This is a genomic window from Paenibacillus sp. FSL W7-1287 (assembly GCF_038004245.1).
Taxonomy (GTDB): domain Bacteria; phylum Bacillota; class Bacilli; order Paenibacillales; family Paenibacillaceae; genus Pristimantibacillus; species Pristimantibacillus camelliae.
This window is the reverse complement of sequence record NZ_JBBORD010000001.1, coordinates 4,046,967-4,065,964: the sequence shown is the minus strand read 5'-3', so window position 1 is coordinate 4,065,964 and position 18,998 is coordinate 4,046,967. Positions and strand designations below refer to the sequence as shown.

At 42.6% G+C, this 18,998-nt stretch carries 11 protein-coding genes; 7 read left to right on the top strand and 4 right to left on the bottom strand.

Going from position 1 to position 18,998, the window contains the following annotated elements:
- Nucleotides 1–215: 215 nt before the first annotated feature.
- The 3 genes from NSQ99_RS18255 to NSQ99_RS18245 all read left to right on the top strand — a co-directional run bounded on the left by NSQ99_RS18255 (nucleotide 216) and on the right by NSQ99_RS18245 (nucleotide 12,455).
- The gene (locus tag NSQ99_RS18255; protein WP_340838344.1) at nucleotides 216–2,204 is read left to right on the top strand and encodes a cohesin domain-containing protein; all 1,989 of its coding nucleotides are present in this window, start codon (nucleotides 216–218) and stop codon (nucleotides 2,202–2,204) included.
- A gap of 103 nt (nucleotides 2,205–2,307) precedes the next feature.
- Complete coding sequence (locus NSQ99_RS18250; RefSeq protein ID WP_340838342.1) at nucleotides 2,308–3,333, top strand: S-layer homology domain-containing protein; 1,026 nt, start codon at nucleotides 2,308–2,310, stop codon at nucleotides 3,331–3,333.
- A 509-nt stretch (nucleotides 3,334–3,842) separates the two neighbouring features.
- The gene (locus NSQ99_RS18245) at nucleotides 3,843–12,455 is read left to right on the top strand and encodes a family 10 glycosylhydrolase (protein WP_340838341.1); all 8,613 of its coding nucleotides are present in this window, start codon (nucleotides 3,843–3,845) and stop codon (nucleotides 12,453–12,455) included.
- Nucleotides 12,456–12,564: 109 nt separating this feature from the next.
- On the opposite strand, the gene NSQ99_RS18240 is transcribed toward NSQ99_RS18245, so the two are convergent.
- The gene (locus NSQ99_RS18240; protein WP_251667504.1) at nucleotides 12,565–13,239 is read right to left on the bottom strand and encodes a DUF1129 family protein; all 675 of its coding nucleotides are present in this window, start codon (nucleotides 13,237–13,239) and stop codon (nucleotides 12,565–12,567) included.
- Nucleotides 13,217–13,567 carry a PadR family transcriptional regulator gene (locus NSQ99_RS18235; RefSeq protein ID WP_251667505.1) on the bottom strand — a complete coding sequence of 117 codons (351 nt, stop codon included), beginning with the start codon at nucleotides 13,565–13,567 and terminating at the stop codon, nucleotides 13,217–13,219. The genes NSQ99_RS18240 and NSQ99_RS18235 overlap by 23 nt, the downstream gene beginning before the upstream one ends.
- A gap of 255 nt (nucleotides 13,568–13,822) precedes the next feature.
- Here NSQ99_RS18235 and NSQ99_RS18230 point away from each other — a divergent pair, with 255 nt between their 5' ends.
- Both NSQ99_RS18230 and NSQ99_RS18225 read left to right on the top strand, forming a co-directional pair.
- The gene (locus NSQ99_RS18230; protein ID WP_251667506.1) at nucleotides 13,823–14,416 is read left to right on the top strand and encodes a sigma-70 family RNA polymerase sigma factor; all 594 of its coding nucleotides are present in this window, start codon (nucleotides 13,823–13,825) and stop codon (nucleotides 14,414–14,416) included.
- Complete coding sequence (locus tag NSQ99_RS18225) at nucleotides 14,391–15,350, top strand: DUF4367 domain-containing protein (RefSeq protein WP_340838335.1); 960 nt, start codon at nucleotides 14,391–14,393, stop codon at nucleotides 15,348–15,350. Before NSQ99_RS18230 ends, NSQ99_RS18225 begins: the two co-directional genes overlap by 26 nt.
- Before the next feature lie 145 nt (nucleotides 15,351–15,495).
- On the opposite strand, the gene NSQ99_RS18220 is transcribed toward NSQ99_RS18225, so the two are convergent.
- Nucleotides 15,496–15,831: a type II toxin-antitoxin system PemK/MazF family toxin gene (locus NSQ99_RS18220; protein WP_340838333.1), complete on the bottom strand. Its 336-nt coding sequence runs from the start codon at nucleotides 15,829–15,831 to the stop codon at nucleotides 15,496–15,498.
- Nucleotides 15,828–16,094 (bottom strand): AbrB/MazE/SpoVT family DNA-binding domain-containing protein, encoded by a 267-nt coding sequence (locus NSQ99_RS18215; RefSeq protein WP_340838331.1) that lies wholly within the window; start codon nucleotides 16,092–16,094, stop codon nucleotides 15,828–15,830. The genes NSQ99_RS18220 and NSQ99_RS18215 overlap by 4 nt, the downstream gene beginning before the upstream one ends.
- A 356-nt stretch (nucleotides 16,095–16,450) precedes the next feature.
- On the opposite strand from NSQ99_RS18215, the gene NSQ99_RS18210 reads away from it, so the two are divergent.
- Both NSQ99_RS18210 and wsfD read left to right on the top strand, forming a co-directional pair.
- The gene (locus NSQ99_RS18210; RefSeq protein ID WP_340838329.1) at nucleotides 16,451–17,497 is read left to right on the top strand and encodes a hypothetical protein; all 1,047 of its coding nucleotides are present in this window, start codon (nucleotides 16,451–16,453) and stop codon (nucleotides 17,495–17,497) included.
- Between the two features lie 24 nt (nucleotides 17,498–17,521).
- Nucleotides 17,522–18,976 (top strand): glycan biosynthesis hexose transferase WsfD, encoded by a 1,455-nt coding sequence (wsfD, locus tag NSQ99_RS18205; protein ID WP_340838327.1) that lies wholly within the window; start codon nucleotides 17,522–17,524, stop codon nucleotides 18,974–18,976.
- Nucleotides 18,977–18,998 lie beyond the last annotated feature (22 nt).

Below are 18,998 nucleotides of genomic sequence, written 5' to 3'. Positions count from 1 at the left end.
CAAGATTGGACAGCCACTAAACTACAGTTTTTTCAAAATGAATTTGTTAAACTCAATTTATGCTAAAACGAAATAGCACATAGAATAAGACAAAGGAGATGGTTTTAACGGTATTGTGAATGTAGTTTATGTACAGAAGCTAAAACGTTAAAGTTGAAGGGAGTAATGATGTGAACATGTTTAAGAAGAGGTTCGTAACGATTTATCTGACTCTATTGGCTCTGGTATTCTGCATACCTACGGCTTTTGCATCAGAGACGACATCGGATGAAAACACGCTGCCGTTTATTTTACTCAACAAGAACTTTGCGTTTATTGAACGTACGGATGCCGTCATTATAGATGCGGGAAAAGATGTAAGCGGTTCCTCGATTTCTGCTTCAGATTTTGACGTCCATGTAAAAGCTACAAGAAAGGTCGATCCAAGCTTCGTGGCATATGACGATACACGCGAAATTATGGATGTATATACAAGTCAGGTCAATGATTCCGAGAATCCATCTGATACGGGCCGTTATATTGTTATTGATTTTAATGATAACGGCTTCGGCGATGGCGGAGCGACAAATGACGGTGGTTATACCTTTGATTTACAATACACGGTTACTTATAAAGGAACACAGATTGAGTACGTTGATGGTACTTCAATTGTACCTGAAGCATTGGTGCAGACAGATGTAGTGAGCCCTGTTCTAGACCAATACCAATATGCAAACCATGATGGGCTAGATTACAGCTATTTCCTTAATGAGGAGGCTGACGGTCCGCTGCCTCTAGTCGTTTTCTTCCATGGGGGCGGACAGGGGAACGATATCTATACGCCGATAAGATTCAGTAATGGTGGTACAGTATGGGCTAACCCTGAAAATCAAGAGAAGTATCCAACTCATGTTCTAGCGCCTCGCAACGCAACCACGGTTTCAAGCATGCACAAAGTAAAAGCTATCATTGATGGGATGATTGAGGACGGCAAGGTCGATCCAAACCGGATCTATATTACTGGCTTCTCTATGGGCGGAGGCTCCACTTGGACCTTCCTACAAACATACCCTGATGTCGCAGCAGCAGCAGCGCCTCTCTGCCCTGCTGGTGGTCCTGGCAGCGTGGACAATGCAATGAAGGTTGCTAATCTGCCGCTGTGGACCTTCGTTGATGAAGAAGATTTCCTATACAACTCTGTCGTCAATACAGACAGAACGTATTCACCTTATTGGAACGACTCCTTGTTGACGATTATTCCTTTTAATCAATTGAATGATCCTCCTTATAATGGCCATAGATTTGACGGGCATGCTGTTTGGCTACCGGTTTACAACGAATACGTGCATCCGGAGCGTGGCATGCTTATCGACTGGTTGTTCTCAAATAGCAAAATTAAAGGAATTGCTGATGTAGAGGTTAATACAGATGCAGGAGTTGCTCCAGTATTACCTGCAGCGGTGGCTGTCGAAGTCAATCGCAGCGCTGATGGCGTTGTTACGGAAGAGCGTTCAGTTGTGTGGAATGCGATTGATCCACAGCTTTATAGTGCACCAGGTGTATTTGTAGTAGAGGGTACGATTGAAGGTATGGTGGAGAAAGCAACCGCTACTGTAACAGTCGGCTCTGTTGCAACGAGCTCTGCAAAGCTATCTGGCCCAGAAGCTGTGCAAACGGGTCAAGATTTTGATGTAATCTACGGTCTGCAAGGCTTGAATCAAGAGGTGTATGCACAAGACATAACAATCGAGTACGATGCTGACAAACTAGAGCTTAACGGAGATGTAGTATCGGTAGATGCTGACAAGTTTGTCATCGTAGAGACGGATGAGCAGGAGGGATCAATTCGCATTCTAGGTATTCACTTGAATGATAGCGTGAATGACCCGAATCAAGATCTTATTAAACTAAGCTTCACAGCAAAAGCTACTGCAGGCATTGCCAATATTGAGGTGACACAGCTACTACTAGCCGATGGCGAAGGTGTAGAGGTGGAAGTGGACGGGGACACACATATCGTTCAGATCAATAAACCAACAGTTCCAGGTGACTTCAACAACGACGACAGAGTAAGCGTTGGCGACTTGGCTCTACTTGCAAAAGCATACGGCAAAACTTCCGACAGCCCAGATTGGGATCAAGTGAAGAAGTATGACCTGAATAATGATGGCACCATCGATATTGAAGATCTAGTTGGATTAGCTCGTCTTATTCTGATGAATTAATCGTTAAAAGGCAGTCCAAGGGTATCACCTATGCTTATTGCAGCTGGTACCCTTGGAGCTGTTTCTTGCCCAGCCATTTCTAAGAAAAGGGAGACGATTGCAATTGAAGATAAAAAAAATCCCGTTGCTGCTGTCCATGCTTCTGTTATTTGCGATGATGCCGATTATGGCGTATGCAGAGGACAAGCCATCCTTTATATTAACTACCTCCATCAATGAAGCAAATGTTGGAGATGAAGTAATAGTTACGGTCGAAGGCCATAGCGCGAAGAACGTTTATGGATATGAGCTTCGTCTATCCTATGATCCTAATATGCTAGAGTTCCGTAAAGCATCTACAGCTTGGGAGGGCTTCACGGTCCCACCGATTGTTGAAGATGGGAGCATTATATTTGCACATTCTAAGGTGGGCAATGCCGTCGGTGAAAACGGGGATATGCACTTAGCTACATTGCGCTTCGAGGCCATCGGAAAGGGAGATGCTTCCGTTCAATTAACGCGCGTCAAGCTGGTTGACAATGACGGCAGCAGCATCACCTCTGAGCCAGCTCTGATATCGAAGCTTAGTATATCGACGACGAGCTATATAGATACGGCAGGTCACTGGGCAGAGGGAAACATTAGCAGAGCAACCGAGAAGGGATGGGTGAAGGGCTACCCAGATGGGAGATTCGCTCCAGACAAAGAGGTTACTCGAGCAGAATTCATTACTATGCTTTCACGTGCACTAGCATTGACAGCTTCCTCTGATCAAGATCATACGTTTAAGGATGATGCACAAATTCCACAGTTCGCAAAAGCTCACGTATCACAATCTGTTGCAGCCGGCTTGGTAAAAGGCTACGGTGACGAAACGTTTAGACCTTCTCAGTGGATTACACGTTCTGAGATCACAGTGATGGTGATGCGCGCGATAGGGTACGAAGATGAGATGGAAGTGAGTCCAGCGCTAGCCTATAATGATGCAGACCAAATTCCCGCTTGGGCTTACCCAGCGATTGCAGCAGGTACGGAAATGGGTATAGTTAAAGGGAAGGGTCAAAATAAGTTTGCTCCAAGCAGTAACTCGACTAGAGCTGAAGCGGTAACCTTACTTCTAAGGATCGTAGACCATATTGGTACAAATTAAATCCAAATTAAAACCTAAATAATATATAAATTTTGTAAACGTTGTTCCCTATTAACCATGGGGAACAACTTTTTTTGTTTTTAATCCGTATAGTTAAATCAATACGATCTGAACTCATTCTAGCAAAACACCATAAATCTCAGAGGAGGAAAGGCTATTATATTCTATGGATTTTTAATTATCGATCTTTGAGGGACTTCACCCCCTATTACATCATACCGTCCATATCTGACATGCCTAAACGACATTTATCTTTGTTATTTTACAATTTTATTTCGAAATAAAATTTCATAATAAAATATGTTTGTGAAATTTATTGACGAAATAATGGAAATTGTTTAATATTCAGTTAGATCATACTGTACGAATTTAAGCTGTCGAAGTTGAGAGCCTGATAAACAAAGAGAAAACAGGGAGAAAAAATTACTCTATAGGGAGGGACGGAAAAAAGTCGAAACTGTTCAGTGGCTTGGAGCGGAATACTAAAAATAATAAAAGGGGCAGTGAAAATGAAACGAATATTTGTGCGTAGTAAAGCATTGTGCAGCATGATGCTTATCGTCGTTATGCTAGCATCCATGTTACCTGCAATTCATGTTTCAGCGGCAGTTACTCCTCCAGATCCAGATGCATGGACACCATATCAACAGTACTTAAACTCGGATGTTTCTAAGAAGGAAGATATGCGTGCGACTTGGATTGTAACCGTTTACAACTCAGACTGGCCATCCTCAGCATCATTAGCTATCTCTGATCCTGTAGCGAGAATGGAAAAGCAAAAGCAGGAACTAAGTGATATTTTGGATGCGGCAGCTGCAAGCAATTTGAATGCAGTTATGTTTCAGGTTCGCCCATCTTCCGATGCGCTTTATGAATCTGATCTAGTTCCTTGGTCTACAGTTATGACAGGGACACCAGGCGGTGATCCAGGCTATGATCCGCTTCAATATGCAATAGATGAAGCACACAAGCGTGGCATAGAGCTGCATGCATGGTTTAATCCATATCGTGCTGCCACTGCAGTAAATGATGCCATGGTTGATCAACTTAAGGCACTGCCAAAGAGTATTTTCAACACTCATCCTGAATGGATTAAAAGAGCCTATGATGGTGTGTATGTCGTAGATCCAGGTATACCTGAAGCTCAAGAGTGGATAGTAGATTCCGTTATGGAAGTTGTTAATAAGTATGATATTGACGGCGTTCATTTCGATGACTATTTCTACCATGAAGGAAAAGCGTTTGATTATGATGACACAGCTACATTTGAAAAGTATAAGGGTGGTTTTACAGATAGAGGAGATTGGCGCAGAAATAATACATATACGCTAATTAGCACTCTTTCCCAAGAAATTCGTTCAGCAAAACCTTGGGTCCAGTTTGGAATTAGCCCTGCTGGTATGTGGGGCAATATTAAAGATGGCCATGTTAACGGTTCTCCAACTGCTGGCGGTGGACCAAACTATGATAGAGCTTTTGCAGATACATTAAGATGGGGAAATGAAGGATTAATTGACTACTTGACCCCGCAGGTTTACTGGCCCTTTGGCCGTGATGTGGCACCTTACGGTGTAATAGCTTCATGGTGGGCGGATCACCTCACAAATCCTAATACAAAGCTGTATATGGGTATGGGATTGTATAGGGTAAATGATACAGCCAATCCAACCGAAACAGCATTTTTGGATCCCTATGCCAAGGATGAGATTATTAGAGAGATTCAGCTGAATACAAATTATGTAAGCGATATCACGGGCCGCGGGATCGATGGTTCATTCCTATACCAGAGTAGAAATATTGTTCCAGGTACAGGAGCTTATAAAAAGGAAGCTGTAGAAAATGGAGTAAGAACCGTCTGGGCCAATAAGGCTATAGCTCCAAGATCAACCTGGAAGAGCAGTGTTGCTCCAGCGATGCCCACAGACGTTACTGCCGAGGCTGTAGATGGTGTTACACAGGTTACATGGACATCTAATGATGAAACAGGCAGCACAGAATATTATGCAATTTATAGATTTGCTCAGGATGAAAATCTTGATACATCAGATTCAACAAAAATTATTGCAGTTATTGGTAAGATTGTTGATCGTGACGGTAATGACATAACAAGCTATATCGACACATCTATATCAGATCCAAGCAAGGTACAATATGTTGTCACTGCACTTGACCGCCTCCATAATGAGAGCACGCCAAATGCACCGACACCGGTTAGTGCGATCGATGCAGACATTACTACTGCAGTTGGCACAGCCCCGGTTCTTCCGGCATCCGTAAAGGTTAACATGACATCAGGTTCTCCGGCTAATATGATGGTAAAATGGGACGAAATAACTGACCCTAATCTTTATTCCACTGCCGGAAATAGCTTTGATGTAACCGGGACAATTATTAATACTAACGGAACACTAACAGAAATGACTGTAACCGCACGTGTTTCAGTTGTTGCACCAACTATAAAATATATTAATCCTGTTATTGTAAAAACAGAAGAAAAGACAGCTCCGGTATTTCCAGCTACCGTTGATGTGATTTATACAGATAATACCGTTTCGTCACTTCCTGTTACATGGGAAACGCCAGATCCTGCAGATTATCAAGATGCTGCACCTTTCGGTGAATTTAGAAATCCAAGTGTGAAGGGCATAAAGGGAACAGTAGAGGGAACTTCATTAAAAGCAGAAGGCAATTATATTGTTTATCCGGAAATTACTTTATATGAACCGATAGCTGTTAATACTCGGGTAGGAATACCTCCAATCCTTCCTACTACTGTAAATGCCACATACTCTGATGGTACAAACGAAAGTGTAGCAGTAGTATGGGACGATATTCCGGCAGAAAACTACGCTAGTATTCATACGTTTACCGTAGAGGGTACGGTGGCAGGTGCCGCTAAGAAGGTAGAAGCTGCGGTAACTGTTGAAAGCGCTGTAAACATAGTTAGCATTGAACCAGTATATGTAAAGACAGGTATTGGCGTAGCACCAAAGCTTCCAGCTACCGTTAATGTAACCTATGATGATGATACAACAGACACTGTTTTAATAACCTGGCCAACTGTGGATCCAGCTGAGAGCTCATCAACTCGCAGATTTACTGTTACAGGGACAATAAACGGTACATCCACTACTGTTACAGCTACCGTTGAAGTTGCTGCAGTTATCGTGCTGGATGACTTTGAAAATGGGGTTGTTAACGGTAGCGCTGCCCAAAGCATGATTAAGTGGACAGGCGACAGCGTCAGCAGCACACCACCAACTTTGTCCTATGATACCGCTATAAAGCATAGTGGAAATAGTTCTTTGAAGGTTGACTATAAGTTATCCAAAGTTGCAGGTACTGCAAGCGCCTATGTTCGTCCGAACCAAGGTACGGGCATTGTGTTTAACCCCGGGGAAGTACCGCAAAAGATAGGTTTCTATGTATATGGAAATAATGTTAAAACGTATACGCTAAGGGCAGAATTCCGTTCAGGAATTACGGCAGGCTCCGCTAATAAAAATCAAGACATATTTGGTGCACTGGATTTTAGTGGATGGAAGTACCTTGAGTACCCTGTGGATCCCGCTTATCAAACGACGGGCCTTACTATAACACTTATGCCAGGTATTGTTGCCACTTCAACCAATGATAAGGTCGACAGCACAATTTATATAGATGATCTTGTGGCTGTTTATGGAAGTGAAACAATGGATACAGCAGAAATAAGTGAGGCCATTACAGCTGCACAGAGCCTCTATGACAGCACAACTGCTGGTACAGGCAACGGTCAATATCCTTTATCAGAGCGCGAGGGCCTTAAGGCTGCTATTGATGCTGCAGCTAGTGTTATGAACAATCCTGCGGCCGTTATGGCAGATGTTTATCATGCTACCGATTTGCTTAACTCAGCAGTTGATGCATATATTGCTGCGGAGATTGTAAGCGAGCGACATGAGATCATAGAGGATTATGAAGATCATGGCAGCGGAAAAAGCATGATTGACTGGATTAATGATGGAGGAAGCACTAAGCCTACGATTTCATATACCAATGATCCTGATTATGTGAAAAACGGAGATCGATCATTCAAGATTGACTATAATTTTGCGGGAACGACTGGTACAGCTAGTGCTTATGTAAAAGGCGCATCCTACCCTAACCCAAAATTAAAATTTACTGGAGACAATACACCAAACAAAATTGGTTTTTGGCTGTATGGTAATGATGAGACGATATTCAGCTTACGTGCAGAAATAAGAAAGGCAGACGGTACTTCAGCCACTACTGCCAATTTCTTACCATCCAATTCAGTGATGAAATCAGGCTGGAATTTTGTAACCTATGAGATACCATCAGCAACTTTTAATGCATCAACTGGTCTTTTATTAAACATTATGCCTGGATTAGTTGAAATTTCTGATAGTGGTAGAGTAAACAGTACGATCTACATTGACGATCTTACTGCGATTTATAATATTACTCCGGCTGCAACATTAAATAAAACAGCACTAATCGGAGCTATTGCAACTGCAAATTCTCTGCTTCTTGGTGCAGAGGAAGGTACACAGGGAGGTCAGTACCCTATTGGCTCAATAGCTAATTTGAATGCTGCTCTCATTGCCGCACAATCAATGGTAAGCAGCACAGAACAGTCAGATGTTGATCTTGCAGCAGAAGCACTAAATGAGGCAGTTGATACGTTTAAGTCATCACAAATTCCGCTAATAGATAAACCGGGTTTAAAAGCTGCGATAGATGCCGCAAAGGCAAAGCATGATGCTGCAGTTGAAGGAGCATTGCCAGGACAATATCAAAGCGGAGCTAAGGAAGCGCTGCAAGCTGCATTAGATGCAGCAAACATCGTATATGACAATGTGGATGCAACACAAGGAGATGTTGAGGGGGCAAAAACTGCATTAGCACAAGCTGTTACTGATTTTGACGCAATGGTGGTTCCACCTCTAGTAACAACTGATTTGGATACTGCCATGGCAAAGGCAATTGCTCTGCATGATGTTGCAAATGCAGGAACAGAACCTGGACAATATCCACAAAAATCAATTGATGATCTGGCATTGGCAATAGCAGCTGCAACAAATGGTAAAGCTGAGGCAGAAACCCAGACAGATATTGATCTTATATTAAACGATCTCAATGCTGCAATTAACGCTTTTGAGGAGACAATGGTTCCATTAAATGTTGATAAAACTGAACTGATTGAGGCTATAGCAGATGCTCAGGCTAAGGTTAATTCAACAGTAGTAGGGACACTTGGAGGACAATATCCAGAAAGTGCAAGAACAGCAGTTGCAAATGCCATCTCAGCAGCACAAATCGTTTTAGACGATATTCGTGCTGAGCAGGATGCGATTGATGCTGCTGTAACAACATTAAATACAGAAGTAACAAAGTATCTTGCAGCACGAATAGCAGCACCATGGGATAAGTATAATGTTCCAGAGGTAACGCCGGTAAATAAACGTGAGATGCGAGCTGCTTGGATAAGCACTGTTGTGAATATTGACTGGCCGTCAACAGAATCATGGGAGATTGAAGATACAGAAGCTCGTATGGCGGTGCAAAAAGCAGACCTTATAAAAATTCTTGATGATTTAGCAGACACAGGCGCGAATGCAGTTATGTTCCAGGTAAGGCCGACATCAGATGCATTTTATAAATCAGAGCTTGCACCATGGTCATATTGGCTAACAGGGAAGCAGGATGTTGATCCGGGATATGACCCGCTGCAGTTTGCAATTGAAGAAGCACACAAGAGAAATCTTGAACTGCATGCATGGGCTAACCCATACCGTGTTTCCATGCCAGCGGCAATGTATAAGGATGAATCAGGAAATCCTCTAAAGGATTTAGATGCAGTAGCTGAAATGTTGAGCAAGGTTCCTGATAGTATCTATGCGAAGCATCCGGAATGGATAAAGGTGGGCACAAACCGCTTTGTCCTTGACCCAGGAATTCCAGAAGCTGCGCAATATGTTGAAGATGCTGTGATGGAAATCGTAATGAATTACGATATAGACGGCATACACTTTGACGATTATTTCTATGTTGGCAGCAATGGCGGTTTTGATGCCGGATATAGTGATCAGAGCACATATGATACCTATGCTGACAAAGCTCAGTTTCCGAAAATTGAGGATTGGCGTAGAAATAACACCTATACACTGGTTAAAAATCTGCATGAAAAAATAAATGCAGCAAAGCCGTGGGTTAAATTTGGGATTAGCCCAGCAGGTGTATGGGGCAATATGAAAGACGGGCATCCGGATGGTTCCGAAACTTCGGCAGGAATACCAAACTATGACCGTGCTTATGCAGATACGAAGAAGTGGGTTCTAGAAGGAATAATCGATTATATTACTCCACAGGTGTACTGGACATTTGCTAATTCAGCTGCAGGGTATGGCGTTGTGTCATCATGGTGGTCAGACTTGATTGAAAACAACCCTCATGTACAAACACAGCTATATATTGGCGTAGGTTTGTACTGGCTAGATCCTAAGGAATCAGCTACTGATAAATATTGGACTACGCTGGGTGTTGGGGATCAGGAAATTGCACGTCAGCTTAAGTTTAATGCTGCAAATCCAAATATAGACGGTACGATGATCTTTACGTATAACTCATTTAATGCTAATTCACCTAATGCGAATTCTGCTGCATCACTTATAAAGAATGACTTATGGGCAAATAAAGCTCTTGTGCCGGCAATGCCGTGGAAGGGTGGAGTTGCACCTGAAGCTCCGGTAATTGTAAGTGCAGCATATGAAGAGGGAAGCAATACAATTCGTTGGCAGGATAATGATGATAACACAGCATACTACGCAGTTTATCGATTTGAAGATGATGAGGCTGTAAACATTGACAATCCTGTTAAATTGATTGCTAAAGTTCGTAAGAGTGAGACGGATCTGCACAGCTTTACGGATAATACAGGAAAACCATCAAGTCTATATGTTGTGACTGCATTAAACAGGCTTAGTGATGAAAGTCTTCCGTCAAATCCAAGCACTCAATTACAACTAATTGATACATCTGCATTGGAAAGTGAAATCGAAGCAGCCGAGGAACTACTGGATCATGCAGAGGTTGGTACAGAAGCTGGGCAGTATCCACAAGAGGCACTCGATGCATTGGAAGCTGCAATAACAGCTGCATTAACTACCAAAGTGGATGCACAGACTCAAGAAGAGATTGATCGTGCAGTGGAAAACTTGAAAGTCGCAGTAGAAAGCTTTAAGGCTGCACTAATAGTGGATCCGAATGTTAAAGTCGAGGAAGTAAGCCTTGATAGAGAAACGCTTCAATTAAACATTGGCGATGCTTACCAATTAACAGCGACGATTACTCCATCAGAAGCAGCTAATAAGAATGTAATATGGACATCAAGCGATGATGGAATTGCAGCAGTTGATCATACCGGTAAGGTTACAGCAATTGCAGAGGGTATAGCTGTGATTACAGTGACAACTGAGGATGGCAATAAAACGGCAGCCTCTGTTGTAACGGTAAGTGCACCATCAGAGACAGTTGATACAACGGCATTGGAAAGTGAAATAGAAGCAGCCGAGGAACTACTGGATCATGCAGAGGTTGGTACAGAAGCTGGGCAGTATCCACAAGAGGCAATCGATGCGTTGGAAGCTGCAATAACAGCTGCATTAACTGCCAAAGTGGATGCACAGACCCAAGAAGAGATTGATCGTGCAGTGGAGGACTTGAAAGTCGCAGTAGAAAGCTTTAAGGCTGCACTAATAGTGGATCCGAATGTTAAAGTCGAGGAAGTGAGCCTTGATAGAGAAACGCTTCAATTAGTCGTTGGCGCTGTATTCCAATTAACAGCGACGATTACTCCATCAGAAGCAGCTAATAAGAATGTAACATGGACATCAAGCGATGATGGAATTGCAGCAGTTGATCACACTGGTAAGGTTACAGCAATTGCAGAAGGTACAGCTGTAATTACAGTGACAACTGAGGATGGCAATAAAACGGCAACCTCTGTTGTAACGGTAAGTGCACCATCAGAGACAGTTGATACAACGGAATTGGATAATCAAATAAAAATTGCTACAGATTCAAGAGACATGGCAGGAATCGGAACAAATCCTGGACAGTATCCGCAAAGTGCGAAAGATGCGCTGGAAGCCGCAATAACAGCTGCATTAACTGCCAAAGTAGATGCACGGACTCAGGAAGACATCGATCATGCAACTGTAAGCTTAAAAGTTGCTGTAGCAAGATTTATAGCTGCAAAAATACCACAACTAGAACATAAAGTTACACATGTTACAGGTGTAAGCCTTGATAAGCAGACATTGGAGCTGATTATTGGCGATGAATCTCGTCTGACAGCAGCTATTTGGCCAAATAATGCTGATAATATGCAGGTGACATGGAAATCCAGCAACGAAGATGTTGCAATTGTCGATAGTACAGGTAGAGTTGTAGCAAAAGGCAGCGGCACAGCCATCATTACAGTAACAACGACAGATGGAAATATAACTGCAACCTGCGTTGTACATGTAAGTGCTCCGGTAATAGAAGATGAGGAAACGAAGCCTGAAGAGGACGCTGAAGTCGAATTTAGTGACATTCCAGGCCACTGGGCGGAAGCAAGCATTAAACTTGCAGCGGCTAAGGGGATTATTAGTGGCTATGCTGACGGCACATTCAAGCCGCAGAGCGAGGTTACCCGCGCCGAGTTTGCAGTGATGCTGGCTCGCATGCTGAACTTGCAAGGAAACGGAGCCGCGCTGGAGTTTAACGATGAGGCAGGCATCGGCGAGTGGGCGAAGCAAGGCATCGCTCAAGCTGTGGAAGCTGGAATCGTGAACGGCTACTCCGATGGCAGCTTCAGACCGAATGCGAAGATCAGCCGCACGGAGATGGTGACGATGATCGTGAACGCGTTTGGTTTAGCCAACAACACAGGGGCATCCACTGTATTTGCGGATGACGAAGAGATCCCTGCATGGGCGAAATCAGCGGTTGCAGCGGCTGTTGAGAATGGGCTCATTCAAGGCATCGGCGGCAACAAGTTCGCTCCGAATCAAACGGCAACAAGAGCCGAGTCGGTAGTGATTCTGCTTAGAGCGCTAGAGTACGCAAGCCTATAAATTTGCGATTGATTAGTAAAACTAGGCCCCCGGCAATTATGCCGGGGGCCTAGCATTTCTTATGGTCATGCGCTTATCTATATATAGGTAAACGTAAAGTTAGTAGCCATTAATCTTTCTTCTCCAGCCATTTCCCAGCACCATACAGGACTGCTCCAATAACGATTAACCAATAGACTGGAATGTCGATGGAAGCCCCGAACGAAGGCATGAAGTAAAGACCAGCTATGAATAGTCCACATAAGCCAGCTCCAATTAGAAACGATAGTATCATTTCATTCCTTTTATTGACTACACGAAAAGCTGACCAGCGAAGATAGCCTAAAATTACATATACAGTGAAATATACAGCAAGAAGTGAAGCAATCACTCCAAGAATTATGCTTCCTGCATAGAAATGATAAACCGATTCTCCTACATTGAAGCCATAGCTTAAAATCGTCGCTAATACACCAGAAGCAAAAGCAAAAGTACCAAGAAAGATACAACCCATCATAAGCAAAAGCTTAGTTACTGCTTTGGGCAAAGCCCTTGGCAGCTCGCCGATAATTTCGCGGGCGTAGGCCTTCGGATCGTTTCCGAATACTTCCTCGGCAGTGCGTCCTTCGGTTTGAGCGTCTAGCAGATGATCAAGCACCTCTATTAATATTTCCTCAGTTTCACGCTCCGATTTATTAAAGGACGTACGAATATAAATCAACAAACCACTATAATACGCTTCGTTTTCCTTGTTCAGCAGCTCACGTTTTTGATTGTTCGCTTCAATCAGTTCTTTTAGTTCCATGCGTGTTGTCCTCCTTAGCTAATAATTCATCGACAGGACCCTTTAGATTATTCCAATGCTTAATGAATTCCTGAAGCCCTTCCTCTCCCTTGGTTGTAAGGGTGTAGTATTTCCTGTTTGGACCGCTTGGCGATTTTCTCATTTCACCGACAATCATTTTTTCCTTCTGAAGTCGAAGTAGAATAGGATAGATCGAACCCTCGCTAACCTCAATACGCATCGCGTGGAGCTTCATCGTCAGCTCATAGCCATAGGTGGTCTCGTTTGATATAATTGCGAGGATACATCCTTCTAATATTCCTTTCAACAGCTCGCTTCTTACTGACAATATCCTCACCTACCTTGTATAACAATATAGTGATGCAAAAAAAATGCTGCGTATAAAGTACTATAATAAAGTAAAATGAATAGCAGTCACTACCTTGCAATGCCAAGTAGCTAAAAACAGAATATCATATCGTTATTTCTATTTCAAGAGAAAAAAGGCTAGCATGAAGAAGATTGTATATGAATTTTTTGTTTTGAACCTTTTTAATAAAACGAGCCAATAGTATATGTAACACCTAATTGGAGGGCCGGTCCTATGAAAAACATTGATTGGAGCCCTTGGCTTATCCGGATGAGCCAGGGTGATAAGGAAGCTTTTCGGATGGTATATGAGGAGACGCGAGATCATGCCTATCGGTTAATCTACTATCTTACTTCCAGCAAGGAAGATGCCCCGGACATTATGAGCGAGGTATACATAGAATTGCTGAAAAGTGCAGGCAATTACCGACCAGAGCAGTCTTTTAAGGCGTGGTTCAACGGATTAATTGTCAGGCAGGTGAGAAATTGGAACCGTAAGAGCTGGCGGCTTTATCGCATTGTAGAGAAGGTAAAGCTTATGACAGACACTTCGCATGATCGAGCATCAGAAGCCCAGTTTTCCGCGATTAGTGATCAGCTGGAGCTGTATCCCATCCTGAGAAAGCTTCCTCTTAAAACAAGAGAAGTGATTGTTCTACGGTATTATCAGGATTGTTCATTAGAAGAAATTGCCGCCTTATTAAATATTCCTTTAGGCACAGTTAAGTCTAGGCATCATCATGCCCTGAAGCAGCTGCGCCGATATTTTGAACAAATCCAAGGTAGAAAGGAGCAGAATGATTATGTCTATCGAGAAGCAACTAAGTGAAGTATTCAAGCATAATGAGGCTTCCCTGCAATGCCCACCTTCATTGGATAATCGTATTATGGCGGAATATGAACAGGCGGCAATGGATAAGGGGAGAAATGTAAAGATGATGAAAAAAGGACGTTTACCTAAAGTCGCACTAATTGCTATCATTGTTGTTTTATTATGCGGATTTGCCTATGGAAGCAAGTTTTTGTTCTCAAATGCTACGGATAAGCTTAGCTATCAATTATATTCTAGTGATGCGTTCCATCTGAAAGAAGAGACTTTTCAAAATGTTAGGGCAACGATTAACGAGGTGCAATCTCAATTGGCACCTGGTGAAGCGGCGCTTGTATATCTGCCTGAAGTCATTAAAGATTTCCCGCTATATGGTGTGTATAATCCTGAATATATAGCTGATAAGCAGCAGTGGCAGCAAGTATTAGAGGAGCAGGGAGTCACAGAGCAGCTTCCTGATTCATTGCTAGGAGACGAGTATCAATTTGAAGCGGGTGCAGTGATGAACTATCCGTTAATTGGATTAGATCAGGATGATCTCATCGCGGAGCTGGAAGCTGAAAGGAAGAGCAGTAATAACGAAAAGCCAATATGGAGATTGACTGATCGAATGATGGATTCCTACTCTAAATTTACATCTGTATACCGAGCCGCACATGGTAATGCGATTCAGCTCTCTTGGCAAATATACGATGAAGTAACAAAAATTGATGGCTACACGTCGCCTACGACCGATGTTGAAGAGCTTAATCTAAATGGTAAAAAAGCTCACTACACTAAAAACAACCAATCTCTGTTAGCTGAGAGTGGTGTGCTGCAAAGTGTAATGTGGTTGGCAGAAAAGGACGGAAAGTCAATTATGTATACCATAGAATCTGATTCGCCAGACATATCGAAGGAAACGCTAATTGAGGCTGCAAAGAGCTTACCTTAAATGGATTCAGAGGAGTTTAGAGTTTAAGTGTAATCTGCCCAGTTAACTAAGTCCAGTTTAAATGAATCTTACAACAGATAAGAGTTAATGATTTATATAGAAAGGCGGAGCATTTTTGCTCCGCCTTTTTATACTTAATTCCATATCAAGCAAGGATTGAGCGTACATTACGAAGAATACTAATAAAAAAATCAGACTCAGTAGAAATATGATCAACAATTTTGATTTTACGACGTCGTACATCTAGACTCTTAAATTGATCGGTAAGTACAACACCTGAAAAAGCATGTCCATCAGGAATAATGACTTCAAAAGCATAGTCTTTCGATTGGTTAGTAATAGGGCAGACCACGGCGAAACCAGTTATTTCATTAAAATCGTATTCTGAAAGTACAATAGCTGGACGTCGACCAGCCTGTTCTCGTCCAGCTTGTGGATCGAAGTCCAACCAAATGAAATCGCCTCGTGAAGGAACGTTCAAATTAACTCGTCTCCTTCGATATCCAAATCTATTTCATCATGCCTTTGTGAATTTGTTTGGACCTTAGACAGAAGTTGTTTAAGATGTGAGCGTAACTCCTCAGATGTTTCTTGCACAGCAATGGGTCTAAGTAAAATATGATTTTCTGGTGTGAGTATGGCCTCGAGCTCTGATCCTTCGGTTAGATTCAGGCGCTTAATAAATTGATTAGGAATACGAACGCCGTTACTGTTTCCCCACTTACTAAGTGTTACTGTAGTCATAATCATCACGTCCTTTTTGTTATCTTTAGTCAATTATATCGCGCTCCTCCACATTTGTATATCTACAGGATATACAAAATGATTGAGTTTGATGCAAATTATGTAAAATTATAAAGCTTATAATTATGACATCCAATACCCTTATTTGGAAAATGTAAAATTCATAAACATTCCCAATTTTGTTTTCAAATTCATTCATAGTATGGTATAAATGGTATCAGAATATGTCGATCTTTGTCGATTCATAGTAAGAGCTTCTGAGAAAGGAGCGATTGGATTTGCGTTCAACTATAACTACTATTCTTTGTTCAATTCTGTTCCTTAGCATCATAATGCTAGCTGCATGTGGAAGTAATGTGTCGGTGAAGCAAGCTGCACTTCCTCCACACCAAAATAGTGTTAACAGCGATAGCCAGCGCGACGATAGAAAGCAGCTGCTGCAGCAATTTGTTGCCAATAAGCTTACTGGTAGTCATGGCATCTATACCAATTACATAGATACAGCGCAAAATGAGCTTGCCGCAACCGGGCATGAGGTGCTAAGTGAATCGATGGGGCTATTAATGAGGGTTTATGCACTGACTCGCGACCAGATTCAGTTTGATAAAGCATGGGAGCTTGCCGAGCAGACCTTTGCGATGGAGAGCGGATTTAGCTATCGCTTCAGTCCTAAGCTGAACAAATTGTACTCCGTCAATGCGGCGGTCGATGACCTCAGAATAATAAGAGCACTTTATGAGGCCGAGGAAGCCTTTGCCAATAAACGTTACGGAGAATTAGCTGATAAGCTTAGCGCTCGCTTTATGAAGCACAATGTTCGCGATGGCAAGCTGTTTGACTTTTACGACAACGAGCATAACATGACGAACGCATTCATTACGCTGTGCTATATTGATCTGCGTACACTACAGCTGATGCCAGAAGGAGACAAGAAGGATGTACTCGCTCAATCGATGCATTCCATCATACAGGGCGGATATTTATCTGATGATTTCCCGTTCTATGAAACGAGATACGATTATAGCTCCGAGCAATATGAATCGGATGAAATTCGTACGGTCGAGTCACTGCTTACGATTCTATCATTAGTAGAGGTAGGACAGCATCATCCGAAAAGCATCGACTTCATCAAGAAGCAGGTGCAGCAAGGAACGCTGTATGGCCGATATACCCGCGATGGGCAGCCTTTAACGACGATTCAATCCACTGCGATCTATGCGATTACTGCTATGATCGGATCAATGCTTGGTGATCAAAGCCTCTATGAGGATAGCATGAGCAGAATGGAGCAGTTTCAGGTGCTTCAGCAGCAAAGCGAGCTATATGGGGCTTATGGTGATATCGAATCGCTGCAGGCATTTTCCTTCGATAATTTAATGGCCTTACTGGCATATGCATATTAACTACTAAGAAAAGGCTGGATAATTATGAAGCTGAAGCAGCATCTTCTGAATATAGAGCAAAGCCGTTATGTAACGCCTGCCACGGTAAGCGCGATGGGTGTGTTCCTTATTACGTTTTTTGCGTTATTTGTTCCGCCCTATATCGGGATGGCAGACAATGGTGACTATTTTCGGATACTGTACAGTAATGGATTGTATTTTCATGATCCGAGCTATGAGAGTCAGTACCTCGGCTACTTCGTGAAGCAATATGGCATATTGCAATATTTTAACGAAAACGGAGCAACGATATTTTCATCACAATCGCTATTTATTAAGCTTGCTCTTCATATCAATACATGGCTATTCAGCACCGAAATCTTCGATATACGGTTTCAGGCTGCCATTTACTTAATGCTATATGCTATAGGGATTTATTTACTAGTAGAAGCATTGACGTGGAAGATTGAGAAGACCCGTGCTTATATCGTTAGCCTCGTTACGATATTTTTGTTCGCAGATACCGCTTATACCGCATACTTCAATTCGTTTTTTAGCGAAAGCGTCGTATTTATCGCCTTGATCTATGCTGTAGCAGCAGGCCTGCTGATTTATCGGAGCAGGTATAACGATTACGTCATGCTCGCCATATTTACCGCTGCGAGTATACTGCTGACGACAAGCAAGCAGCAAAATGCACCCGTTGGTGTCATTATAGCGGTTATGGGCATTCTATTAATTTTTATAAAGCGCAACAAGCTTCATAAAGTGTTAACGGTATCATCACTTGTCATCATCCTAGGTGCTGGCGTAGGCTCCTATGTACTCATAAGCGATGAATTTAAAAACATTAACAAGTACCATGCGATGAATCGTGGCGTTCTGCTGCATTCATCAGATCCAGAGGCTGCACTAGAATCGTTTGGCATTGATAAGCAATTCGCTGTCCTTAACGGTGATATCTATTATTTGCCGTATACGACGATAGATGTAAATTCTAGCTTTTTGATAGACAACTTTTACGACAAATATGGTTATTTTTCGATTCTATTCTATTATGTAAAGCACCCCGACCAAGCGGTAGAGATGCTGAATATGGCAGCGAAAAATGGTTTTGCTATTCGTCCGCAAGCGATGGGGAATTATGAGCAGTCCGTTGGCAAGCCCTTCGGTGCGCAAACATCATTTTTCTCTCTATATAGCGATCTAAAGCAGGCGATCGCGCCTAAAACATTCGGTTTCATTGTACTATGGATCATTGTCATCATTGGATTATTCTCGCCATCCTTTATTGCAGCGTTAAAAACGAAGGACCGCAAGGCGATGATCCGTCTGCCGTTAATCGTGACACTTATCTTTATCGGATTATCAGCTATACTCGTATCCATTATTGGAGCGGGAGATGCGGATCTAGCGAAGCACCAGTTTTTGTTTACGGCATGCTTTGATGTCGTTACCTATATCGCAGTATCTAGCTGGATAGGGCGTCAATTGTGGTAGCAGAGAAGAGGTGATGTACAGC